This window comes from Herbidospora yilanensis, assembly GCF_001570565.1.
In the GTDB taxonomy this organism is placed as follows: domain Bacteria; phylum Actinomycetota; class Actinomycetes; order Streptosporangiales; family Streptosporangiaceae; genus Herbidospora; species Herbidospora yilanensis.
The window spans coordinates 35,429-56,280 of record NZ_BBXE01000042.1 but is presented as its reverse complement, the minus strand read 5'-3'; the positions used below and the strand labels follow the sequence as shown (position 1 = coordinate 56,280).

Below are 20,852 nucleotides of genomic sequence, written 5' to 3'. Positions count from 1 at the left end.
CATGCCGCCCCGCCGCCAGGACCCTTCCCGCGTTCGCGCGGCTCTCGACGTCCAGTTGGCGGATCTGGGCCTGCCGCCGTTCGACGGCCCCGACGCCGCCGCGGGTCCCGCCGTGGTCTCGGCGGTGTTGTCGGCGTACGGCCGGGAGACCGAGCCCCGGCGCGAGGCGCTGCGCGCGGCCGTGCGGTTCCTGCTCGACGAACTCGTGGCGAGGGCCCCCGGCCGGACCGTCGAGGTGCGGGTGCCGCCGTTCGCCGCCGTCCAGTGCGTCGAGGGGCCCCGGCACACCCGGGGCACTCCCCCGAACGTGGTCGAGACCGACCCCCGCACGTGGATCGTGCTGGCCACCGGCCGGGAGGGCTGGCCCGCGGCGGTGGCCGACGGGCGGGTCAGGGCGAGCGGCGGCCGGGCCGACCTGTCGCCCTACCTCCCTCTTTTCTAGTAGCCGCCCTCCGAGACCGGCGCGTTGATCTTCCGCTGGACGCACTGCTGCTGCGACTCCTGCGTCGGGTGCAGGCGGGTGTCGAAGCACTCGGCGAGATTGTTCTTGTTGGCCCAGTTGACCACCACGCCGATGATGATCGCTCCTATCACCAGCGTCAGGATGCTCAGGATCAGGCCGACGACGGCCCGCCCCTTGTTCGACCGCTTCGCGATCGCGATGATGCCGACGATCACACCGGCCACCGCCACCAGCAGCCCGAGGCCGCAGACCAGCAGCAGCACGATCGCCACGATGCCCAGCACCAGCGCGGCCGTGCCCAGCCCGCCGCCCTTGGACGGCGGCCTCTCGCCGTAGGGCGCCGAGGGGTAGGGGGCCTGCGGGTAGGAGGTCGGCTGGTAGGCGCTCGGCCCGGAAGGTCCGGGCTGATAGGGCGGCGGGCTCTCGGGCCGGCCCTGCGGCACGCCCTCCGGCGGCGGCTCCGCCCGGTGTCCCGGCTGGTTCTCGGGCCAGTTCTCCGGTTGATTCTCCGGCCGATTCTCCGGCCGCCCCGGGTCGGGCCCGAGTGAGCCGCCGGGGTGGTGTTCGGCGCTGAAGACGGCGGTGTCCTCGGCGTCCGGCGACGGCCTGCCCGGGGCCTGTCCGGGCGGAACGTCCCAGGGCATGCGCCGCTTGGGCTGGTCGTCCCTCGGCTCGTCAGGAGTGGTCATATTCCTCTCACTTCCCCTGTGGGGCCGGGGATACGGCGGCCGACACGGCAAAGCGCTGGTGATCATTTCGCCGGGTTCAGCCCACCCGGGGGTCCGAGCAGCCAAGAGGCCGAAATAGACTCAAGCATGTGCTGAAGGGCGACGGCCATCTGAGCCATGACCTTGACCCCCTCGACCAAGGCCCGAAAGACGCGTGCGGCGTCTTCGGCGTCTGGGCTCCGGGGGAGGACGTCTCCAAACTCACCTACTACGGGCTGTACGCGTTGCAGCACCGCGGCCAGGAGTCCGCGGGCATCGCGGTCAGCGAGGGCAGCCGCATCCTCGTCTACAAAGACATGGGCCTGGTGGCCCAGGTCTTCGACGAGTCGATCCTCGGCACCCTCAAGGGACACCTGGCCATCGGCCACTGCCGCTATTCCACCACCGGTTCGAGTGTGTGGGAGAACGCGCAGCCCACACTGAGCTCGACCGACGTGGGCGGCCTCGCGCTGGCCCACAACGGCAACCTGATCAACACCGGCGAGCTCGCCGAGCGGGTGGCCCCCGGCACCACCAGGGCCACCACCGACAGCGAGATCCTCACCGCGATCCTGGCCAAAGACCGCTCCGAGCCGATCGACGAGGCGGCCGCCCGGCTGCTGCCGATGGTCCGCGGCGCCTACTCACTCGTCTTCATGGACGAGAAAACGCTCTACGCGGCCCGGGACCCTCAGGGCATCCGTCCGCTCGTCCTGGGCCGTCTGGAGCGCGGCTGGGTGGTGGCCTCCGAGACGGCCGCCCTCGACATCGTCGGCGCGACGTTCCAGCGCGAGGTCGAGCCGGGCGAGCTCCTCACCATCGACGAGCGCGGGGTCACCTCGCGCCGGTTCGCGCCGGCCGACCCCAAGGGCTGCCTGTTCGAATACGTCTACCTGGCCCGTCCCGACACCACGATCGCCGGGCGCGGCGTCCAGGCGACCCGGGTCGAGGTCGGCCGCCGGCTGGCCCGCGAACACCCCGTCGACGCCGACCTGGTGATCCCGACCCCCGAGTCGGGCACCCCCGCCGCGATCGGCTACGCCGAGCAGAGCGGCATCCCCTACGGCCAGGGCCTGGTGAAGAACTCCTACGTCGGCCGGACCTTCATCCAGCCGTCCCAGACGATCCGCCAGCTCGGCATCCGGCTGAAGCTGAACCCGCTGAAGGAGATCGTCCAGGGCAAGCGCCTGGTGGTGGTCGACGACACGATCGTGCGCGGCAACACCCAGCGGGCGATCGTGAAGATGCTGCGCGAGGCCGGGGCGACCGAGGTCCACGTGCGCATCTCGGCCCCGCCGGTGGCCTGGCCCTGCTTTTACGGCATCGACTTCGCCACCCGCGCCGAGCTCCTGGCCGGTTCGATGAACGTCGAGGAGATCCGCGAGCACCTGGGCGCCGACTCCCTCGGCTACATCTCGATGGAGGGCCTCACCGAGGCCACCACCATCCCGGCCCAGAGGCTCTGCCGAGCCTGCTTCGACGGCAGCTACCCCATCCCGATCGACCAGGACAAGGTCGGCAAGTACGTCCTGGAGGCCCGCGCATGACCTCGTACGCCGCCGCCGGTGTCGACATCGAGGCCGGTGACCGCGCCGTCGAGCTGATGAAGTCGAAGGTGGCCCGCTCCCGGCGCCCCGAAGTGGTCGACGACGCCAGCGGGTTCGCCGGCCTGTTCGACGTGTCGGCCCTGCTGAAGTTCCGCCGGCCGCTGCTGGCGACCTCGACCGACGGGGTCGGCACCAAGGTCATGCTGGCGTCCAGGCTCGGCAAGCACGACACGATCGGCATCGACCTGGTCGGCATGGTCGTCGACGACCTGGTGGTCTGCGGCGCCGAGCCGCTGTTCATGACCGACTACATCGCCTGCGGCAAGGTGGTGCCCGAGCGCATCGCCGAGATCGTCGGCGGCGTCGCCGAGGGCTGCCGCCAGGCCGGCTGCGCGCTGGTCGGCGGCGAGACCGCCGAACACCCGGGCGCGATGGGCCCCGACGACTACGACCTCGCGGGCGCCGGAACGGGCGTGGTCGAGGCCGACGAGCTGCTCGGTCCCGACCGGGTCCGCGCGGGTGACGTCGTGGTGGCCATGGCGTCGTCGGGGGTCCACTCCAACGGCTACTCGCTGGTCCGCCACATCATCAAGACCGCGGGCCTCGAACTGGCGGCGCAGATCCCGGAGTTCGGCCGCACCCTGGGCGAGGAACTGCTCGAACCGACCCGGATCTACTCGCTCGACTGCCTGGCGCTGACCCGCCACGTGCCGGTGCGGGCCTACGCCCACATCACCGGCGGCGGCCTGACCGCCAACCTGGCCCGCTCGCTGCCCGGGAGTGTCGACGCCGTCCTCGACCGCTCGTCGTGGACGGTCCCGCCGGTCTTCACGGTCCTCGGCGAGGCCGGGAAGGTCCCGCAGGGCGAGCTCGACAAGACCTTCAACCTGGGCGTCGGCATGGCGGCGATCGTCCCGGCGGAAGACGCCGACAAGGCGCTGGAACTCCTCGCCACACGCGGCGTGCCGTCGTGGGTGCTCGGTGAGATCGTGCCGGGCACGGGAGAAGCGCGGTATCGCTGATCGACGGGCCCGGCGGCGAGCCGCCGGGCCCGGGAAACACGAAAGGCCGCCTGGCGGTGGTTGCCCCCGGGCGGCGCTTTCGGTCTCGTATGGAAATGGCTGTATGCACTCCGGTCACCCGGAGCGCGGGACCCTCACGAGGTCGCGCGGAAAACACCCGGCGTGGCGAACCGCGCCGGGCGTGATCAACGCTGGGTCAGGTGCCGCTCAACGACGGCCCCCGGATGAGGAGTCGTCCTCATCATCCTCGTCATCGACGTTGGCGTAGTCGGCGTACCGCTCAGCCAACTCGTCATAAGGGTCGTGCTCGTCTGTGCGGTCGGAATCGACATGCTCCTCGACTCCGAGCTCCGCGCGCAGGCGCTCAAGATCGGTGCCGCCGCTGTTGTACTTCAGCTGGCGGGCAACCTTGACCTGCTTGGCCTTGGCTCGGCCGCGCCCCATTGGCTCGACCCCCTCATGCGGGGTCGTGCCCGACCCCTCGTCGCTAACGCACCACGCACTGACGCCACCTGACTTTGGACGTCAGCCATTCGTTCGCCTACAACCGTACCTGTTTTGCGCCCCGCTCGGTACGCCGTATGCGCGTCGGCGGTCACCGGCCCAGCCAAATACCCCTAAGCCGCCCGACTTCCGACATTCTGCGCTCCGCCAGCCTATCTGCTGCGACGGCTGGTGGAACGCCTTCGTCGTCGGCGATGGCGAAGATTTTCAGGGTCGTGTCGAAGATCTGACCCGCCCGCGCCTTCGCCCTGTCCATGTCGAATCCGGCGATCTCATCAGCGACCTGGATCACTCCCCCCGAATTCACCACGTAGTCGGGGGCGTACAGGACGCCGCGGTCGGCGAGTTGCTTCTCGACCCCGGGGTGGGCGAGCTGGTTGTTGGCCCCGCCGCAGACGATCTTCGCCCGGAGCTCGGCCACGGCCGTGTCGTCGAGGGCGCCGCCGAGGGCGCAGGGGGCGTACACGTCGATGTCGGCACGCTTCAGGGCCGCGGCGTCGGAGACGACCTCGACCTGCGGGTGCCGCTGGCGGACACGGCCGACCGCGAGTTCGTCGACGTCGCAGACGACGACCTCGCCGCCCTCGTCGAGAATGTGTTCCACCAGCCGGTGGCCGACCTTGCCGACCCCCTCGACGCCGACCCGGCGGCCGCACAGCGAGGTCTCGCCGAAGGCGTGCCGGGCGGCGGCCCGCATGCCCTGGTAGACGCCGTAGGCGGTGAGGATCGAGCTGTCGCCGGCGCCGCCGTTGGCCGGGGTGCGGCCGGTGACGTAGGAGCTCTCGCGCGCGATGACGTCCATGTCCTCGCTGTAGGTGCCCACGTCACAGGCGGTGTAGTAGCGCCCGCCGAGCGACTGGACGAACTTGCCGTAGGCGCGCAGCAGCGCCTCGGACTTGTCGGTCGCGGGGTCGCCGATGATCACCGCTTTGCCGCCGCCGTGGTCGAGGCCGGCGAGCGCGTTCTTGTACGCCATCGCCCGCGACAGGTTCAGCACGTCGGCCAGCGCGGCGGATTCGTCCGGGTAGGGATAGAAACGTGTTCCACCCAGCCCAGGACCGAGGGCGGTGTTGTGGATGGCGATGATCGCGTAGAGGCCGGACTTGTCGTCGGCGCAGAACACGACCTGTTCGTGACGGGTCTGATCCTTGTGGGAAAGCCCGAAGACGTCGGTCACTTTGGTGACTCCTGATCGTCCCTGTCCGCCGCTCCGTTGCGGCGGTTCCACCTTCCAGCGTAGCGACGATCATGGATTACGGAACGCCGCCCAATGCGTGACGCGGCGTGGCATGGCACGATGCCGTTGTGCTGCCCTACGCCGCGTATCTCCGCGTCTATGAGCCGCTGAGCGCCTTCTCCGAGCAGGAACGCCTTCGGTGGAACGCCTATGCCCAGAACCCGCGGCGGCCCCGCCGCGCGGGCGCCCTCGCGGTGGAGCACGAGGAGTCACTACGCCGGCTGTTGCGGGTCCCACCCGCCCCGGCCCCGGCGGCGGAGAGTCACAACGCCTATCTGCGCCGGGTCGACGGCGTCCTCTACGTCTGCCCGTGGCAGACCCGGCTGCGGTCGTGGCTGGCGTTCGCCTCGTGGCGGGGCAGCCTGCCGGCCAAGCTGGCCGACCGTTTCGTGCCCCCGCCGGTCGCGGAGCACACGGCCGGCGAGTTCGACGCCTTCAAGCGCGGTGAGCCCTCGCTGCGCACCCACATCATGACCAGCACCTGGCACGTCCCGACGCCCTGGTTCGTGCCCTTCGACTCCGCCGAGCGCTGGCTGGTCCTGCGCGGCGAGCAGGAGCCCGAGTCGTCGACCGGCGTGACCATGGCCCCGGCCAGGAACATGCTCTACGTCACCTCGATGGCCCAGGCCAGGAAGCGGGTGGCCCGCGCCCTGGTCGTCATCCGCCGTCACGTGGGCGACGTCGACACGCTCACCGACGTCGAAGAGGTGGGCCGCTGGCTGGAGGAGTTCCACCCCCACTCGCTGGTGGAGCTCGACTACGGCGGCATCGTCCACCTCATGGACGACGAGACCCTCCAGGCCGACCAGTCGGTGGCCGAGCTGGCCGCCGCTCTCACGGGTTTGGACAACGGTCAGGAAGAACTTGCCTTCGCCATGTACCAGCGCGTGATCCTCCGCTGGCGGTCAGTGCAGAGCCTCGAATCAGCTAACTGACCGTAATCACTCGACGCTGACCTGCGGTGTTGGGTCAGGAGATGCACGATCTCACAACTGCGAACTGAGTAGTTTGCCGTTTTCACTGCGATACCACGAAACGTGTCGCTAGAATCACCGAGCGTGACATCAACACGTGGTCGAGACGTTGTGCCCAGAGGGCTCGCCAATCGCGCTACGTGGCTGTATGGTCACATCGGGTGATGCCGCAAATGGTCCGTGAAACCGCACGTTATGGATCATTGAGGGACATCCCGTGACAAGCGCAGATATAAGTCGCAGGATCGCTGTCGCCGGTCCACACGGAGGAGAGGCCGCACAAATGTCAGCTCGTACACCCGAGGCAGAGCCACTGCTCACCCCGGCGGAGGTCGCAACGATGTTCCGGGTCGACCCCAAGACCGTCACGCGGTGGGCGAAGGCCGGCAAGTTGACGTCCATCCGCACGCTCGGTGGGCACCGGCGTTACCGGGAGACCGAGGTGAGGGCGCTGCTGGCGGGGATTCCGCAGCAGCGTTCGGAGTAACGCAGCGGGGGGTCGCAACCACGAGGGGGACGGCGCGCTCGCGTGAGTGAGCGCGTCCAACAGCCGCACACCTGCAGTAGGGGTGTGGAAAGGCGCCGCCCGCCCGGCGCCAACCCCACCGGTTCCGTGGCCCCTCCCGCTCCGCCCTGACAGCTTTCTCAAGGATCGAGACAACTCGGCCGTACCTTATTCGGCTCTCGATCGTTCTTCTTGGCAGGTGCACATCCGCGCATCGTGGGGAGAACCATGTCAGGACCGTCCATGCAGACCACTGCCCGGCGCGACATCGCGGTACCCGGACCTACCGGACTCGACGGATTCAGTCCACGGCCACGGCCGACGATTCGCAACGTAGCCGAGCGCGCGGGCGTCTCCAAGTCCCTGGTCTCGCTGGTCCTTCGCGGCTCACCTCATGTGAGCGAGCATCGCCGGGAGGCGGTTCTGCAGGCGGCCAGGGAGCTGGGATACCGGCCCAACGCCGTCGCCCGCAGTCTCGTCGAAGGCCGTACGCATCTCGTCGGCGCCCTCGTCGCCGACCTGCACAACCCGTTCTACGCCGAGTTCCTCGACGGCCTCCAGGAGAGCCTCCACGGTGAGGGCCTGCGGCTGCTCATCGGCTCCGGCCGCTTCGACCCGGCGTTCGAGGACGAAGCCGTCGAGGCCTTCCTCGAACTGCGCGTCGACGGGCTGGTGCTGCTGGGGGTCGCCCCGTCCAGCGACACCCTGGCCGAGGCCGCCGCCTACACGCCCACCGTCGTCGTCGGAGAACGCGACGTCGACCTTGAGAGCGTCGACATCGTCGTCGACGACGACCAGCTCGGCGCGCGTCTGGCGGTCGACCATCTGGTCGAGCTCGGACACCGCCGGATCGCCCACATCGAGGGCACCCCCTCCTCCGCGGCCCGTTGCCGCTGCGAGGGTTATCTGGTGGCCATGCGCCGTCACGCGCTGGCGCCCTACATCATGGTCGAGCACGGCGACTTCACCGAGGAGGGCGGCCGCCGCGCGGCGCTGGCCCTTCTTGAGCGCGACCCCCGGCCGACCGCCATCTTCGCCGCCAACGACGTCGTCGCCCTCGGGGTGCTCACCGCCGCCAGCGAGCTCGGGCTGCGGGTCCCCGAAGACCTGTCGGTCGTCGGCTACGACAACACCCACCTGGCCGCCGTCCACCACATCTCGCTGACCTCGGTCGACCAGCCGCGTCGCGCGATGGGCCGCTCGGCCGCCGCGCTGCTCAGCGACCGGATCTCCGAGCCGGGCAAGAACTCCCGCCTGCGCCAGGTGACGCCGCAGCTCATCACCCGCCGCAGCACTGGCCCCGCGCCAAAGGATTCCCAAAGCTAGGTCAACCGGTCCGGCGTCGGGTCACGGTCCGTGTTGACTCGGGCCACGACGCCGGACGGTGAAGATCTGGGGGAATTCAATGCGTGATCCAGAGTTGGTCTCCTGTGCCCAGCGCGCGGCGGCCGAACTCGAACGGGCCTGGGGCCACTGGCGCCACGCCCGTGGCCGCGCCGAAACGGGCGACGAATCCGTGGCCAGCTATGTGGCGCACTCGATCGACCACCCGTGGGGCCGCCCCCGGGTCGTCCTCGGCCTCGACGCCGAGGAGGCCCGCGAACTCGCGGCCCTGCTGCAGATCCAGGGCCAGGGCTCTGGGTGATTTGCATCCTTTACTCATATAACGGCCAGGTCACGGCCAGGGAACGCGTAGGTTGGGTGCTTGTAGTGCCCGCCTGCGAGAGGAACCACCGTGATGAAGACTCGTCCGGCGCTCGCCGCCGCCGCTCTGGCCGTGCTCGGTCTGGGGACCGCCGCGTGCGGTGGCGGGGTGGCCGCGGGTGCCGAGTCTGCCCCGGCCGCCGCGCAGCCCGGCACGGGGAAGGCCGCGGTCTCCGAAGCGGTCGCCGCGCCCGCTGAGGCGCCGGCGAAGGCCCTCCAGGGCAAGGTCATCGTGATCGACCCGGGTCACAACGGTGGCAACTACAAGCGCCCCGACGTCATCAACAAGCAGGTCGACGTGCTGACCCAGAAGAAGGCCTGCGACACGACCGGCACCGCGACCAACGACGGCTACTCCGAGGCCGCGTTCACCTGGGACGTCTCGGTCCGCCTCGCCAAGCTGCTGAGGGCCGAAGGCGCCACGGTCAAGCTGACCCGCGAGAACAACACCGGCGTCGGGCCGTGCATCACCCAGCGCGCCGCGATCGGCAACAAGGCCAAGGCCGACCTGGCGATCTCGATCCACGCCGACGGCGCCGGCTCGACCAGCCACGGCTTCCACGTCATCATGCCGAAGAAGATCAACGGCCCGGTCGACCCGGTGGTCGCCAAGTCGGCCAAGCTCGGCCTCGCCGTGCGCAACGCGGTGAAGAAGCAGACGGGCATGCCCTACGCCAATTACATCGGGAAGAACGCCCTCGACTACCGCTCCGACCTGGGCGGGCTGAACCTGTCGACGGTGCCGAAGGTCTTCATCGAGTCGGGCAACATGCGCAACGCCGGCGACGCGGCCAAGCTGAAGAGCTCCTCCTGGCGCCAGGACCTCGCCGAGGCCCTGGCGGGCAGCTTCCAGACCTACCTGAAGTAATCCATGATCGAGGGCATGCGCCACTTCCTGCCTGCCCCCCGGTCCGTCGAAGCCCTCCCGGGCGTGTTCCCGCTGACGCCCGGTTTCGGCGTCGCCGGAGACCTCGCCGAACCGGTCCGGCGGGCGCTCGCGGCTCTCGGCCCCGTCATCGGCGACGGCCCGGTTTCGGTACGCCGCCACGGCGCCCCCGAGTCCTCCACCCTCACCGTGAGGGCCGACGACATCGAGATCCTCGCGGGCGACGCCGCGGGCGCCTTCTACGCCGCGCAGACGTTGCGCCAGTTGCTCCCCCACGACGCCTTCCGCGCGGTTTCCCCACTTTCCGCATACGACGTCCCCTGCGTCCGTGTGGCGGACGCTCCGGCGCTCTCATGGCGTGGCGCGCATCTCGACGTCTCCCGGCACTTCCTGCCCAAGCACGACGTGCTGCGGATGATCGACCTGCTGGCCATGCACAAGCTCAACCGGCTCCACCTCCACCTGGCCGACGACCAGGGCTGGCGGGTCGAGTCGCGGGCCTATCCGCGCCTGCACGAGATCGGCTCGCACCGCGCCCAGACGATCACCTCGCGCAAGGGCGAGCCGGAGAGCTACGACGCGACCCCCCACGGCGGCTTCTACACGCTCGACGATCTGCGGGAGATCGCGGCCTATGCCCGGCAGCGGGCGGTCACCGTCGTGCCCGAGATCGACGTTCCGGGCCACGCGTCGGCGATCCTGGCCGCCTACCCGGAGTTCGGCGCCGACCCGTCGCGGCGGCACCGGGTGCTGGAGCGCTGGGGCATCTCCCCGGCGATCCTCGCCCCGCTGCCGAAGACGATCGACTTCCTGGCCACCGTCTTCGACGAGGTCCTCGGCGCCCTCGGCGAGACCCCGTTCTTCCACATCGGCGGCGACGAGTGCGTGCTCGACGCCTGGGCCGCGTCCACGGAGATCACCGCCTTCCAGCGGGCCCAGCACCTGGCCACCCCGGGAGACCTGCACGCCTGGTTCCTGCGGCGGCTGGCCGACCTGCTGGCCGAGCGGGGCAGCCGGGCGGTCGTGTGGGACGAGGCGTTCGTCAGCGGCATGCTCCGCGACGACACCGTCGTGATGCCCTGGCGCGGCACGAACGTCGCCCGCAGGGCCATCGCGGCCGGTCACGACGTGGTGCTGACGCCGGTGTTCCCGCTCTACTTCGACTACGCCGAGGCGGCCTCGGCCGACGAACCGGCGGCCCTGGGCGAGTCGATCACCGTCGGCGACGTCGCCGCCTTCGACGTCGCCGCCGAGCGGGTGCTGGGCGCCCAGTTCCAGCTCTGGTCGGAGTACATCCCCGACGCCCGCACCCTCGACTACAAGGCCTGGCCCCGGGGCTGCGCCATGGCCGAGATCGCCTGGACCGGCCGCCCGGCCGCACCGGACTTCCTGGGCCGCCTGGAACACCATCTGGGCCGTCTCGACGCCGCGGGCGTCAACTACCGCCCGCTCGACGGCCCGAGGCCCTGGCAGCGGTCACGTCCCCACACGCCGGGCGGGCTCGACGTGGCCGCGGCCATGCGCCATCTCGACGAGCTGACGTTGTCAGCCGACTCGACCCGCCCGAGCATGTAGGTCGCGTACCGAGGAGAGACCGTGGCGGCGCAGCCGGCGGGCGAGCTGCCGGTTGATGTGCCAGGCCCACAGCGGGCCGCCGTAGATCAGGCCGGTGTAGCCCTGGACCAGCGTGGCGCCGGCCAGCAGGCGCTCCCAGACGTCGTCGACGTCTTCCACGCCGCCGACGGAGACCAGCACCAGGCGGTCGCCGACCTTGGCGTGGAGGCGGCGCAGGACCTCCAGCGACCGGTCTTTCAGCGGGCGGCCGGACAGGCCGCCGGTCTCGGTGCTGGAGACGCCCGCGCGGCTGATCGTGGTGTTGGTCGCGATGATGCCGGCCAGGCCCAGTTCGGCGGCGAGCTCGGCGACCTCGTCGATGTCCTCGTCGGCCAGGTCGGGGGCGATCTTCACCAGCAGCGGGGTGCGGCCCGCGACCGCCTTGACCTCGGTCAGCAGCGGGCGCAGCAGGTCGACCGCCTGGAGGTTGCGCAGGCCGGGGGTGTTGGGTGAGGAGACGTTCACGACCAGGTAGTCGGCCAGGCCGGCGAGGACCCGGGCGCTGGCGACGTAGTCGCGGGTGGCCTCTTCTTCGGGGACGACCTTGGTCTTGCCGATGTTCACCCCGACCACCGCGGGCACCCCGCGGACCCGCTTCAACCGGCGGGCGGCCATCTTGGCGCCCTCGTTGTTGAAGCCCATCCGGTTGATGATCGCCTTCTCCGGGACCAGCCGGAACAGGCGCGGGCGGGCGTTGCCGGGCTGGGCGTGGGCCGTGATCGTGCCGACCTCGACGTGGCCGAACCCGAGCGCGGCCAGCGCCGGGACGCACTCGGCGTTCTTGTCGAACCCGGCGGCGAGCCCGAACGGCGTCGGGAAGTGCACCCCGAACGCCTGGACCCGCAGCGACTCGTCACGGGGGGCCAGCAAGGCGTGGAGGATCCGCTTCACGACTGGCAGGACCGACAGGGTCGCCAGCAGGCGGATCGTCAGATGGTGGATCTTCTCCGCGTCGGAGCGGCGCAGGACCCACGTGAAGAGCATTCGGTACGACATCACCGGCCAGCGTATCCACTTCGAGGTACCGGTCGAAGTCGAGCAGCCGCAGCAACCGGAGCACCCCGTCGGGCGGGTTCGCGAGGGAAACCCGCCCGCGGGCCCTGCGGTGCGCCCAGAGCAGCGTCCGGGCGCCCGCGACGTCGATGAACGTCACCTTGGCCAGGTCGAGCCGCAGGTGCGCGGCCCGCTCGGCCCTCCAGACGGCGCGGCGGAGCTCCACGGCGCCGAAGACGTCGAGATCACCTTGCAGGATGATCGTGGTCATCAGGTCAGATCGCGTGGTCCGGATCTCCACGACCCTGTTCCCCGAGCAGTTCGGCGGCCAGATCGGCAACCCTCCGGCGACTGTCCCTGGCCTGCTTGCGCAGGCCCGTGAAGGCCTGGCTGGCGGTCAGGTCGTGCTTTCCCATCAGGTACCCGATGGCCCGTTCGATGACCACGCGGTAGTCGAGTGCGTATTGGAGCTGGTCGGCGAGCTGCGACTTCTCCTCCGCCTCCACGGCGGCGGCGATGACCTGCTCGATCACGTGGGCGTAGGCGTGCAGCGCCTCGGTGTCGGACTCCTCCCAGTCGTGGGTGGTGTCCTGGTAGACGTTGAGCGTTCCGACGGGCTCTCCGCCGAGACGTACCGGCACCCCCGCGACGGCCCGCACGTCGGGGTGCAGGAGCGGCGCGAGATCGGGCCAGCGGTCGTCCTTCCGGACGTCGTACGTGGTCACGGCGCCGTCGGTCGTGTACGCGGCCACACAGGGCCCCGCCTGGACGGTCGCCTGGGCGTGTTCGAGGCTGCGTCCCGCCTCGTCGGTGGCGAACAGGTATCGCAGGATGCGATCGGGGTCGGCGAACATCAGGCCGGCCCCGGAATATCCGAAGATCCGGTCGACGACCTGGACGATGCGCTCAAGGTGGTGCACGATCCCGGTCGCCGGAGCGGCCTTCTGCATTCGCCGCAGGCTCGCGACGAGCGCTTCTGGATCGATATGGGTCATTCCGTATCCTCCCGTGAACCTCACCTGTGCGCCGGCGCGGTCGTGGAGAGGTAGCTTCGTGGTCATCTCACCTGCCCAGAGGCGGAGGACTCAGTCCTGCCCCCGGCCATGGCTTCCAGGGCGACGACGACGAGCTCGCCCAGACGCGCGCCTTTTTCCACCTCGGAACGGCTCCACTCGTGACGCTCGTGCGTGTAGAGGGTGAGCTCCCCGATGACTTCTCGGCCCTCGACCAGGGGAACGGACAGGGCCGAGCAGCCCGCGCGCTCGAGCACCCAGCCGTCTTCGTCGGTCGCTCCGATCATGCGGAGCCGATCGGTGTCGTCGAGCAGGCGAAGGGCGGCCCCGTCGACCCCGGACAGATCGGCGACACCTTGCAGCACATTGGCGAGCAGGAACTCAACGCCGGGCCCCGACACGTAGCCACCCCAATGAAATGAGAGAAGGCCCGCGGACACACGGCGGATTCACTGCTGGCCAAGCGTAGTGGGCTCTCTTGATCGCGACTAGCCAAACCCAGGTTTTTCGCCCGAACCGATCGGCATGGGATTCCGTCTCAGGGGCATGCTGCGTCGAATCGTGATCGCTCTCACCCTCGTCCTGGGCACCCTCGTCTTCGGGGCGACCCCCTCGTACGCCTGTAGCTGCGTGCCCCCGGAAGTGCCCTACCACCTGAAGAACTCGACGCTGGTGTTCACCGGCACCGCCAAGGCGGTGAAACGGCCGAAGGACCGGTGGGACCCGGTGCAGCCGGTCGTGTACACCTTCCGGGTCGACCATGCGTACAGGGGAAGGCCGAAGGCCGTCGTCACGGTGAGCACGCACACGCAGTCTGCGGCGTGTGGCACCCGGTTCTCCCGTGGCGCCCGGTATCTGGTGTTCGCCTACAAGTCGGAGGGCCGGATGACCACGGGTCTGTGCTCCCCCAACATGAAGGTCGCCCACGGCAAGGGGCCCATCACCGTCGCCGACCTGCCCAAGGGCGCCGATCCCCAGACGATCAAGCAGCTCGGCAAACCCAGGAAGGTGCGTTAGCCCTGCGGTTCGGCCACGAGAAAGTGGCCGGGCCGGTAGAGGATCGCCGACGGCTCGGTGACCGTGATCCCGGCGACCGTGCCGGGCCGCCAGAAGTTCACGGCGGTCAGGTCGCCCGTGGTGACACCCTGCCGGGCCGGCGTGTTGGCGACGACGGTGACCCGAGCCGCCTTCGTGGCCGCCAGGTCGGCGTTGGGGAGCAGCGCGTAGAAGTAGCGGGCGTCGGTCGGGTCGGTGCCGTGGTCGAACCAGAGCGTGGTGTATTCGCCCTGGTGGACGCGGAGTGGGCCGTCGAAGACGTAGCCGCCGTGGCCTTCCAGGTGGGCCCAGCCGTCGCCGAGGGTCAGCCGGGCGCGGGTGCGGCGGTTGTCGACGATCGTCTCGACCGGCACCCCGTCGCGGCAGGTGATCCCCGTGCCCAGACAGACCACCATGTCGTCGAGGAAGATCCACGACTTGCGGGCCTCAAGGGTGCTTTCGAGGCCGAAGAGGTGCTGGCCGACGGTGGCGTGGACGCCGTCGGAGGCCCCGCCGACCCACCGCGCGGGCGGGCAGTTCTCCCCCCAGGCGCCGCCCGCGCCGTCGGGCAGGCGTTTGGTCGAGACCGTCGTGCCGGGCAGGCGGTAGGGGTCGACGGTGTGCCAGAAGTCGCCCGAGTAGTGGTCGCCGTGGCCTTCGCCCCACCAATAGAGCATTCCGGCGCCGGTGTGCCAGCCGCGCAGGTTCTCGCCGTTGCCGTGCTCGTAGTGGGCGACCCGGTGGGAGGCCATGCTGAGCGCGGCCGTCCAGCCGTCGCGGCGGTGGACGGCGCGGGCGCTCGCCGGCATCAGCCGGTGGCCGGTGGGCGGGTTCGCGATCAGTTCGCGCCAGCGCGCCCGCTGGGATGCGGGGGCCGACTCGCCGAGCAGGTCGAGCGCGTCGGTGAGGGCGCGGGCCCTTCTCCGGTCTCCGTCGGGCTTGCGCGCGATCGCGCGCCCGCTGACCAGGTCCATCATCCGGCCCTCGTGGAGGAAGGGCAGGAAGGAGTGTTCGACGGCGTCGAGGACGTTGCGCAGGGCCGGGTCGGTGATCTCCCACGGGGTGCCGCGCAGCGTTCTGAGGATCGCGCCGATGCCGTGGAGCATCGAGGCCCCGTAGGTGCCCTGGTAGGGGACGGTCGAGTGCTGGATGAACGACCCGTCGCGGTAGAGGCCGTCACCGCTCGTGACGTGGCGGAAGACGGGCGAGAGCGCCCCGGCGGCGCGGGAGAGCTTCCGCGGGTCGCGGGCCAGGATGCCGTTGAGCAGCGTGACCAGGCACAGGTCGGTGCGGTTGGCGGCGGTGCTGGTGCCCCGGTAGAACTGCAGCCGCCAGGGCCGGACGAAGTGGTCGACCGCCTCGATCAGGCCGTCGTCGCGGTGGCCGACGAGGATCGCGAGGTCGAGCAGCCACTTGGGCACCCCGATCTCCCAGTTCCACCAGTTCCCGGTCTTGACCGCCCCGGCGTGGTAGGCCTCGCGGACCGCCCGGCGGATCTCGCCGGCGACCCTTCTCTTCAGCATCGGATCGCCGGTCTGCCGGAACTCCCGGGCCAGGGCGTGATGGGGCGAGCGTGGCTCACCACGGGACGAGACGGCCGCCCAGTTGCGCGCCAGCCTCGACCAGGCGTCATCGCGGCTTCCGGCGGCCGTCAGCAGGGTCCCGGCCAGGAAATCACGCCGCGAGAGCATGCGCCCACCATAGAGTAGGCACATGCGTACTAACGTTCTAATTCCCGGCGGCGGCGCCGGACCCGGCTACTGGAGCCGGCTGATTCCCCAGCTCGACGGCGAGGTGATCGCCCTCGACCTGCCGACCGGCGACCCGTCGGCGGGCGTGCCCGAATACGCCGACCTCGCCGTCGAGGCCGTCGGCGACCGGAAGGACGTCGTCGTGGTGGCCCACTCGCTCGGCGGCCTGACCGCTCCCCTGGTCGCCGCCCGCGTCCCGGCGCGCGCGATCGTGCTCATAACCGCGATGGTCCCGAAGCCCGGCGAGACCGGCGTCGAATGGTGGGAGGCCACCGGCCACAACGCCCTGGGCGTCGACTCCTCCGACGAGAACGCGGTCTTCTACAACGGCGTCGACCCCGAGGGCATCGCGATCGGGAACGCCGCGACCCGCGACCAGTCGTTCACCCCGTTCGAGGTCACCGGCCGGCCCTGGCCCGACGTGCCGGTTAGATTCCTGTTCTGTACGGAAGACCGCTTCTTCCCCATCGACTTCATGCGCCGCGTGGTCGCCGAACGCCTGCCGAACGCCGTCACGGGCGAGATCCCGGCCGGCCACATGCCCATGCTGAGCCACCCTGAGGAGGTCGCCTCCTTCATCAACCAGGCATAACCGCCGGTGTCCCACCTAGGATCACCTGTGTGCGTTTAACCCCATTCGTCACCGTGCTCGTCTCGCTGCTGGCCGTGGGGGCGGCCCCGGCGTCCGCCTACCCGATCGACGACCGCGTCCTCACCCAGAACGCGCTCTACCGAACGGGCCGGCTCGCACCGGTCGACTGCCCCGAACCCCCGTTACGCGACGGCGACGCGGCCTCGGCCCGCAACTACGCGACGACGGTGGCGACCTGCCTCAACGAGGCCTGGGGTGCACACTTCCGCAGGAACGGCCTGCCCTTCACCCCGGTCAAGATCAGCTTCCAGGCCAGGCCGAAGCCGTTCTGCGGCCGCAAGTGGGGCGACGCCGCCGGCCGCTACTGCGACTCACAACACCGCTTCATGGTGCTGCTCGACAAGGACGCCCTGGTCGAGCCGTCGAACCTCTATCTGTACCTCGTGATCGCCCACGAGTTCGGCCACCACGTGCAGAACCTGACGGGCATGGCCGACGCGTACCGCACCCACCCCTACCGCTCCAAGGCCGAGCTCTACCAGCAGATCCGCCGCAACGAGCTCCAGGCCGAATGCCTGGCCGGCGTCTTCTTCGGCGCGGTCTGGCCGACGCTGGGCCGCGGCGACGCCGACTGGCAGTATCTGCGCGAACTCGACGGCACCGGCCACAGCCGCACCCACGGGCGGGGCAAGAGCGTGCTGGCCTGGCTCGACAAGGGCTTCGCGACCCGGAAACCGGGCGCCTGCAACACCTGGACCGCCAAGTCGGCACAGGTCGCCTGACATGCTCATCCACCTCGCCCTGGCGCTGTCCGTCACGACCGCCCACCCCGTCTACGACCAGACGCTCGTCAAGAACCCGCTCTACCGGACGGGGAAGATGGCCAAGGTCAAGTGCCGCGAGAAGCCGATCTCGTCGATGAACCGCCCGCAGGCCAGGAAGTACATCGAGGCGCTGAACGACTGCCTCAACAAGGCCTGGCGGGCCCAGCTCAAGAAGGTGGGCCTGCCGCTCACGAACTCGGGCGTGGGATTCATCAACAGCCGCAAGGACCACTGCGGATCGAAATGGGAGGCCAGCGTCGCCGGACAGTACTGCTACCGGAATTTCGGCTATGTCATCCTGCTCGACCGGAACCTGCTCGAATATCCCCACAGCCTGTTCATCTTCCACCTCGTCGGCCACGAATACGGCCACCACATCCAGAAGACGATGGGCCTCCTCGACGCCTTCAACCACTATCCGACCAGTGGAAAACGCGAGACCCAGGAACAGACCCGCCGATTAGAACTCCAGGCCACCTGCCTGTCAGGGGTTTTCATGGGCAGCGCCTTCGCGTCGCTCGGCCGCCCGGCGAGCGACGTGGCCGAGCTCAAGGAGATCATCCGGAGCAGCGGCGACGAGTACTGGAAAGGCCACGACCACGGCAAAGGCAAGAACCAGCAGACCTGGTTCACGCGGGGATTCGAGTCCCGCGACCCGAAATCGTGCAACACCTGGACCTCCGAGCCCGGCAAGGTGGCATAGATGCGCGCACTCCTCGTCTCCCTCCTGCTGCTGGGCGGCACGGCCTACCCGGTCGACGACCCCGTCCTGACCGGCAACCTGCTCTACCGGGCCGGCCAGATGGCCGAGGTCGACTGCCCCGAGAAGACCGTCGCCGTCGGCGACCGCGACCGGACGAGGAGATACCTCCGCTCGCTCGTCGACTGCATGAACGCCGCGTGGTCGGCCCACATGGGCAAGGTCGGCGTGCCGATGCCCCCGGCGGGCGTGGGGTTCGTCAACCGGCCCGAGGTCCGATGCGGGGTGATGTGGCGGCAGGGCATCCAGGGCCAGTACTGCCCCGCCGACCGCCGCTTCGACGTCCTGCTCGACCAGCGCCTGCTGGCCACCCCTCACGATCTCAGCACCTTCCTGCTGGCCGCCCACGAATACGGCCACCACGTCCAGCACATGACGGGGATCCTGTGGGCGGAGGTCAACCTGCCGACCTCCGGCCAGGACGAGGAACTGGAGCGCTCCCGGCGCGTCGAACTGCAGTCGGAGTGCCTGGCCGGGGTGTTCATGGGCAGCGCCTGGAAGTCGCTGAACCGGCCCGCCGCCGATCTGCGGAACCTGCGGCGCATGATGACCCTCGACGACGACGGGGGCGGCATCAACGGCAGCCACGGCTCGCCGCGCAACCGGGAGGCGTGGTTCACGCGCGGCTTCGAGTCGCGGGACGCCAAATCGTGCAACACCTTCAGCGCGAACGAGCCGAGAGTCGGCTGAACCGCCGAGGGCCCGCCGGACGACGTCGCGGCGGGCCCTCGGGAATTGTCACGGGAAATGAAAAAACCCCGGCACACGATGTGTCCAGGGCGTTTCATTCGAGCAAGAGATGTGGTCAGGGGCGGGGTCGAACCGCCGACCTACCGCTTTTCAGGCGGTCGCTCGTACCAACTGAGCTACCTGACCCAAGCGGTCCTGACGGGACTTGAACCCGCGACCTCCACCTTGACAGGGTGGCGAGCACTCCAAACTGCTCTACAGGACCTTGCTTTGCTACTTTTGCTTCCGGCGTTTCGCTTTCGGCTTTTGTAGCTTACCAGTTCTTCGGAGGTCTTCGACCTGCCGTTTTCCTGGCCCTTCCGTGCCCCCAACGGGATTCGAACCCGTGCCGCCGCCTTGAAAGGGCGGTGTCCTAGGCCGCTAGACGATGGGGGCGCAGAGATTTCTCTCTGTCCTTACCGCGCTCCGTCGGGGACCTCTGAAGCATAGGGGACGTTTGCCCTCTGTGCCAAAGCGACCGGCGACGGTGTGTCAGTGATCGTTCCCGTCGGGGACGGGGCGTTCCCTGGCACAGGGAAAATTGTACGACCTGGCGCGGCCTCGATTTGACGCTCCACGGCGATACGTTGCTCCCCGAGCCCTCCGACGGTGATGTCGTCCCAGGCCTGGAGCCTGTGGGTGTCCTTGCTGAAGTAGAGAACCGAGGCCTGGAGAGGCGTGGGCTCGTCGTGTTCGAGGCCCCGCAGGCCCGCCCCGCCGGTCGAGCCCTGGATCATCAACCGGGACCCGGTCGGCGACAACTCGGTCGAGCGGGCGTGGACGTGCCCGGCCAGGATCAGCGAGACCGACCCGTAGAAGGCCCGCCCGATCGTCGGGTCGTGGACGGCCACCAGATCGACCGGAGACCGCTGCGGCGCCGTGGTCGATGACGAGCGCGGCCATTCGGGCGGCGCGACGCCGGCGGCCTTCTCGCGCCCCAGGGCGGCCAGCGCCTCGGGGCTCTCGTCGACCTCGACCGATTTGTCGGGGGTGAAGCGGGGATCTCCGATGCCGTAGATGCGCAGGCCCTCGACCTCGGCGACCCGGTCGTCGAGGACGATCGCGTTCTTCTGCTTCGCGACCGCCTTCTGGGTCTCCATCGAGTCGTGGTTGCCCCGCACGAACACGTAGGGGATGCCCAGGTCGCCGATCTCCTCGACGAAGGAGTTCTCGATCTTGGTGCCGTGGTCGCTGATGTCGCCGGTGTCGATGACCAGATTGATCTTGAACTGGTCGATCAGGGAGCGGACCACGTTCCAGCCCGGCGGGTAGATGTGCAGGTCGGAGATGTGCAGGACCCTGATCGTGTCAGGGTCGGGATCGTAGATGGGGAGGGTCGAGCCGGCTTCGTACAGACGGCTGATGTTCGTGACGAGTTTGGCGAGCTGGCCCCGGTATTCGGAGAACTTGGTGACGATCGACTGGGCGTTGCCCACCAGTGACGGCACGCCCGTCAGCAGGCCCGTGTAGCGGGGTTCGGCGATCGCCTGCGGGTTGAAGCTCAGCGCGGCCGTGACGGCCATCGCGCCGACCAGCAGGATCGAGCCCAGGCCGCTCCACAGGCCGCGGAAGACGTCGCGGAAGACGATCAGCCCGCCCAGGAAGCCGGCGACCACCGCGCCGACCGCGGCCCTGACCAGCAGATCCTGTACGCCGCCCATCAGGTCGGTCTCGATGGTCTCGGGCAACCGGTCGGCCCAGCGCGGGTTCTGCAGGATCTGCTCGGCGGCCTCGGGATGGACCGCCTCGATGCTGAGGTTGAGCTGCACCGGCCCCGAGTGGGTGTCGAACCGGAGCGTTCCCAGGGGCCGCACGTCGACGACCGTGCCCCCGTCAAAGGAGGGCCGCAGAGCCATGTTGATGTCGGCGGGGCCGATGGGCGTCTGCACGGACGCGCCGAACAAAAGCCCCAGCCAAGCTCCGGCCAGGGCGACCACGACGACTGTAAGAAACCGTACGAACCGGCCTCTGAGAAACCGGATCACGGATTCC

22 protein-coding genes, 3 tRNA genes and 1 pseudogene are annotated in these 20,852 nt (G+C 69.5%); 14 read left to right on the top strand and 12 right to left on the bottom strand.

Annotation, left to right across the window (positions count from 1 at the left end; translation table 11 throughout):
- The first annotated feature begins 1 nt into the window (after nucleotide 1).
- Complete coding sequence (locus tag AW273_RS31600; protein WP_062356328.1) at nucleotides 2-442, top strand: sterol carrier family protein; 441 nt, start codon at nucleotides 2-4, stop codon at nucleotides 440-442.
- Here AW273_RS31600 and AW273_RS31595 read toward each other — a convergent pair.
- Nucleotides 439-1,152, bottom strand: coding sequence for a hypothetical protein (locus AW273_RS31595; RefSeq protein ID WP_062356326.1), 714 nt, complete (start codon nucleotides 1,150-1,152; stop codon nucleotides 439-441). The genes AW273_RS31600 and AW273_RS31595 overlap by 4 nt on opposite strands.
- 128 nt (nucleotides 1,153-1,280) lie before the next feature.
- Here AW273_RS31595 and purF point away from each other — a divergent pair, with 128 nt between their 5' ends.
- Nucleotides 1,281-2,717, top strand: coding sequence for an amidophosphoribosyltransferase (purF, locus tag AW273_RS31590; RefSeq protein ID WP_062356323.1), 1,437 nt, complete (start codon nucleotides 1,281-1,283; stop codon nucleotides 2,715-2,717).
- The gene (gene purM, locus AW273_RS31585; RefSeq protein WP_062356320.1) at nucleotides 2,714-3,739 is read left to right on the top strand and encodes a phosphoribosylformylglycinamidine cyclo-ligase; all 1,026 of its coding nucleotides are present in this window, start codon (nucleotides 2,714-2,716) and stop codon (nucleotides 3,737-3,739) included. The genes purF and purM overlap by 4 nt, the downstream gene beginning before the upstream one ends.
- A gap of 207 nt (nucleotides 3,740-3,946) precedes the next feature.
- Here the strand turns inward: purM and AW273_RS31580 are convergent, their stop codons facing one another.
- Both AW273_RS31580 and AW273_RS31575 read right to left on the bottom strand, forming a co-directional pair.
- Nucleotides 3,947-4,183: a DUF3073 domain-containing protein gene (locus AW273_RS31580; protein ID WP_062356318.1), complete on the bottom strand. Its 237-nt coding sequence runs from the start codon at nucleotides 4,181-4,183 to the stop codon at nucleotides 3,947-3,949.
- 151 nt (nucleotides 4,184-4,334) lie between these two features.
- Nucleotides 4,335-5,420, bottom strand: coding sequence for a Leu/Phe/Val dehydrogenase (locus AW273_RS31575; protein ID WP_062356315.1), 1,086 nt, complete (start codon nucleotides 5,418-5,420; stop codon nucleotides 4,335-4,337).
- Between the two features lie 128 nt (nucleotides 5,421-5,548).
- Here AW273_RS31575 and AW273_RS31570 point away from each other — a divergent pair, with 128 nt between their 5' ends.
- The 6 genes from AW273_RS31570 to AW273_RS31545 all read left to right on the top strand — a co-directional run bounded on the left by AW273_RS31570 (nucleotide 5,549) and on the right by AW273_RS31545 (nucleotide 11,124).
- A complete protein-coding gene (locus AW273_RS31570) occupies nucleotides 5,549-6,415 on the top strand; it encodes a DUF8083 family protein (RefSeq protein WP_062356311.1) in 867 nt (288 codons plus the stop codon).
- A gap of 322 nt (nucleotides 6,416-6,737) precedes the next feature.
- The gene (gene bldC, locus AW273_RS31565; RefSeq protein ID WP_013133571.1) at nucleotides 6,738-6,941 is read left to right on the top strand and encodes a developmental transcriptional regulator BldC; all 204 of its coding nucleotides are present in this window, start codon (nucleotides 6,738-6,740) and stop codon (nucleotides 6,939-6,941) included.
- A gap of 246 nt (nucleotides 6,942-7,187) precedes the next feature.
- Nucleotides 7,188-8,285, top strand: a complete 1,098-nt coding sequence (locus tag AW273_RS31560; protein WP_062356307.1) for a LacI family DNA-binding transcriptional regulator — start codon at nucleotides 7,188-7,190, stop codon at nucleotides 8,283-8,285.
- A 79-nt stretch (nucleotides 8,286-8,364) separates the two neighbouring features.
- On the top strand, nucleotides 8,365-8,604 hold the full coding sequence (locus AW273_RS31555; RefSeq protein ID WP_062356304.1) for a hypothetical protein: 240 nt from the start codon (nucleotides 8,365-8,367) through the stop codon (nucleotides 8,602-8,604).
- Nucleotides 8,605-8,697: 93 nt separating this feature from the next.
- Entirely contained in the window at nucleotides 8,698-9,531 is an 834-nt protein-coding gene (locus AW273_RS31550) for an N-acetylmuramoyl-L-alanine amidase (RefSeq protein WP_062356300.1), read from the top strand.
- A gap of 15 nt (nucleotides 9,532-9,546) precedes the next feature.
- On the top strand, nucleotides 9,547-11,124 hold the full coding sequence (locus AW273_RS31545; protein ID WP_062356383.1) for a beta-N-acetylhexosaminidase: 1,578 nt from the start codon (nucleotides 9,547-9,549) through the stop codon (nucleotides 11,122-11,124).
- Here the strand turns inward: AW273_RS31545 and AW273_RS31540 are convergent.
- From AW273_RS31540 to AW273_RS31530, 4 genes and pseudogenes are all read right to left on the bottom strand, one after another.
- Nucleotides 11,095-12,159: a quinone-dependent dihydroorotate dehydrogenase gene (locus AW273_RS31540; RefSeq protein WP_062356298.1), complete on the bottom strand. Its 1,065-nt coding sequence runs from the start codon at nucleotides 12,157-12,159 to the stop codon at nucleotides 11,095-11,097. The genes AW273_RS31545 and AW273_RS31540 overlap by 30 nt on opposite strands.
- Nucleotides 12,160-12,235: 76 nt before the next feature.
- Nucleotides 12,236-12,427, bottom strand: a pseudogene (locus tag AW273_RS39435) (STAS domain-containing protein); the annotation flags it as partial.
- A 4-nt stretch (nucleotides 12,428-12,431) separates the two neighbouring features.
- Nucleotides 12,432-13,151, bottom strand: coding sequence for a GAF and ANTAR domain-containing protein (locus AW273_RS31535; protein ID WP_063910179.1), 720 nt, complete (start codon nucleotides 13,149-13,151; stop codon nucleotides 12,432-12,434).
- A gap of 62 nt (nucleotides 13,152-13,213) precedes the next feature.
- Nucleotides 13,214-13,570, bottom strand: coding sequence for a GAF domain-containing protein (locus AW273_RS31530; protein ID WP_137246538.1), 357 nt, complete (start codon nucleotides 13,568-13,570; stop codon nucleotides 13,214-13,216).
- Between the two features lie 145 nt (nucleotides 13,571-13,715).
- Here AW273_RS31530 and AW273_RS31525 point away from each other — a divergent pair, with 145 nt between their 5' ends.
- On the top strand, nucleotides 13,716-14,186 hold the full coding sequence (locus AW273_RS31525) for a hypothetical protein (protein WP_062356291.1): 471 nt from the start codon (nucleotides 13,716-13,718) through the stop codon (nucleotides 14,184-14,186).
- On the opposite strand, the gene AW273_RS31520 is transcribed toward AW273_RS31525, so the two are convergent.
- Nucleotides 14,183-15,895, bottom strand: coding sequence for a polysaccharide lyase 8 family protein (locus AW273_RS31520; protein WP_062356288.1), 1,713 nt, complete (start codon nucleotides 15,893-15,895; stop codon nucleotides 14,183-14,185). The two genes, AW273_RS31525 and AW273_RS31520, sit on opposite strands and share 4 nt — an antisense overlap.
- 22 nt (nucleotides 15,896-15,917) lie before the next feature.
- Between AW273_RS31520 and AW273_RS31515 the strand changes: the two genes are divergently transcribed.
- From AW273_RS31515 to AW273_RS31500, 4 genes are read left to right on the top strand one after another with little or no spacing between them, the layout of a single operon-like run.
- A complete protein-coding gene (locus tag AW273_RS31515; protein ID WP_063910178.1) occupies nucleotides 15,918-16,547 on the top strand; it encodes an alpha/beta fold hydrolase in 630 nt (209 codons plus the stop codon).
- A 29-nt stretch (nucleotides 16,548-16,576) separates the two neighbouring features.
- Nucleotides 16,577-17,329, top strand: coding sequence for a neutral zinc metallopeptidase (locus AW273_RS31510; protein ID WP_198168460.1), 753 nt, complete (start codon nucleotides 16,577-16,579; stop codon nucleotides 17,327-17,329).
- A gap of 1 nt (nucleotide 17,330) precedes the next feature.
- On the top strand, nucleotides 17,331-18,074 hold the full coding sequence (locus AW273_RS31505) for a neutral zinc metallopeptidase (protein WP_062356278.1): 744 nt from the start codon (nucleotides 17,331-17,333) through the stop codon (nucleotides 18,072-18,074).
- Nucleotides 18,075-18,821 (top strand): neutral zinc metallopeptidase, encoded by a 747-nt coding sequence (locus AW273_RS31500; protein ID WP_062356275.1) that lies wholly within the window; start codon nucleotides 18,075-18,077, stop codon nucleotides 18,819-18,821.
- A 112-nt stretch (nucleotides 18,822-18,933) separates the two neighbouring features.
- Here AW273_RS31500 and AW273_RS31495 read toward each other — a convergent pair.
- From AW273_RS31495 to AW273_RS31480, 4 genes are all read right to left on the bottom strand, one after another.
- Nucleotides 18,934-19,007: transfer RNA gene (locus AW273_RS31495), tRNA-Phe, on the bottom strand.
- Between the two features lie 4 nt (nucleotides 19,008-19,011).
- Nucleotides 19,012-19,086 (bottom strand) — tRNA-Asp (locus tag AW273_RS31490).
- A 97-nt stretch (nucleotides 19,087-19,183) separates the two neighbouring features.
- Nucleotides 19,184-19,256: transfer RNA gene (locus AW273_RS31485), tRNA-Glu, on the bottom strand.
- 20 nt (nucleotides 19,257-19,276) lie between these two features.
- Nucleotides 19,277-20,749 carry a metallophosphoesterase family protein gene (locus AW273_RS31480; RefSeq protein WP_232327691.1) on the bottom strand — a complete coding sequence of 491 codons (1,473 nt, stop codon included), beginning with the start codon at nucleotides 20,747-20,749 and terminating at the stop codon, nucleotides 19,277-19,279.
- Nucleotides 20,750-20,852 lie beyond the last annotated feature (103 nt).

Excerpts from the sequence above, each read along its gene's own strand:
- AW273_RS31580 (WP_062356318.1), bottom strand. The coding sequence starts at position 4,183 with ATGGGGCGCGGCCGAGCCAAGGCCAAGCAGGTCAAGGTTGCCCGCCAG.
- AW273_RS31500 (WP_062356275.1), top strand. The coding sequence starts at position 18,075 with ATGCGCGCACTCCTCGTCTCCCTCCTGCTGCTGGGCGGCACGGCCTAC.
- purM (WP_062356320.1), top strand. The coding sequence starts at position 2,714 with ATGACCTCGTACGCCGCCGCCGGTGTCGACATCGAGGCCGGTGACCGC.
- AW273_RS31540 (WP_062356298.1), bottom strand. The coding sequence starts at position 12,159 with ATGTCGTACCGAATGCTCTTCACGTGGGTCCTGCGCCGCTCCGACGCG.
- AW273_RS31550 (WP_062356300.1), top strand. The coding sequence starts at position 8,698 with ATGAAGACTCGTCCGGCGCTCGCCGCCGCCGCTCTGGCCGTGCTCGGT.
- AW273_RS31505 (WP_062356278.1), top strand. The coding sequence starts at position 17,331 with ATGCTCATCCACCTCGCCCTGGCGCTGTCCGTCACGACCGCCCACCCC.
- AW273_RS31520 (WP_062356288.1), bottom strand. The coding sequence starts at position 15,895 with ATGCTCTCGCGGCGTGATTTCCTGGCCGGGACCCTGCTGACGGCCGCC.
- AW273_RS31525 (WP_062356291.1), top strand. The coding sequence starts at position 13,716 with ATGCTGCGTCGAATCGTGATCGCTCTCACCCTCGTCCTGGGCACCCTC.
- AW273_RS31515 (WP_063910178.1), top strand. The coding sequence starts at position 15,918 with ATGCGTACTAACGTTCTAATTCCCGGCGGCGGCGCCGGACCCGGCTAC.
- AW273_RS31600 (WP_062356328.1), top strand. The coding sequence starts at position 2 with ATGCCGCCCCGCCGCCAGGACCCTTCCCGCGTTCGCGCGGCTCTCGAC.
- AW273_RS31545 (WP_062356383.1), top strand. The coding sequence starts at position 9,547 with ATGCGCCACTTCCTGCCTGCCCCCCGGTCCGTCGAAGCCCTCCCGGGC.
- AW273_RS31535 (WP_063910179.1), bottom strand. The coding sequence starts at position 13,151 with ATGACCCATATCGATCCAGAAGCGCTCGTCGCGAGCCTGCGGCGAATG.
- AW273_RS31555 (WP_062356304.1), top strand. The coding sequence starts at position 8,365 with ATGCGTGATCCAGAGTTGGTCTCCTGTGCCCAGCGCGCGGCGGCCGAA.
- bldC (WP_013133571.1), top strand. The coding sequence starts at position 6,738 with ATGTCAGCTCGTACACCCGAGGCAGAGCCACTGCTCACCCCGGCGGAG.
- AW273_RS31595 (WP_062356326.1), bottom strand. The coding sequence starts at position 1,152 with ATGACCACTCCTGACGAGCCGAGGGACGACCAGCCCAAGCGGCGCATG.
- AW273_RS31560 (WP_062356307.1), top strand. The coding sequence starts at position 7,188 with ATGTCAGGACCGTCCATGCAGACCACTGCCCGGCGCGACATCGCGGTA.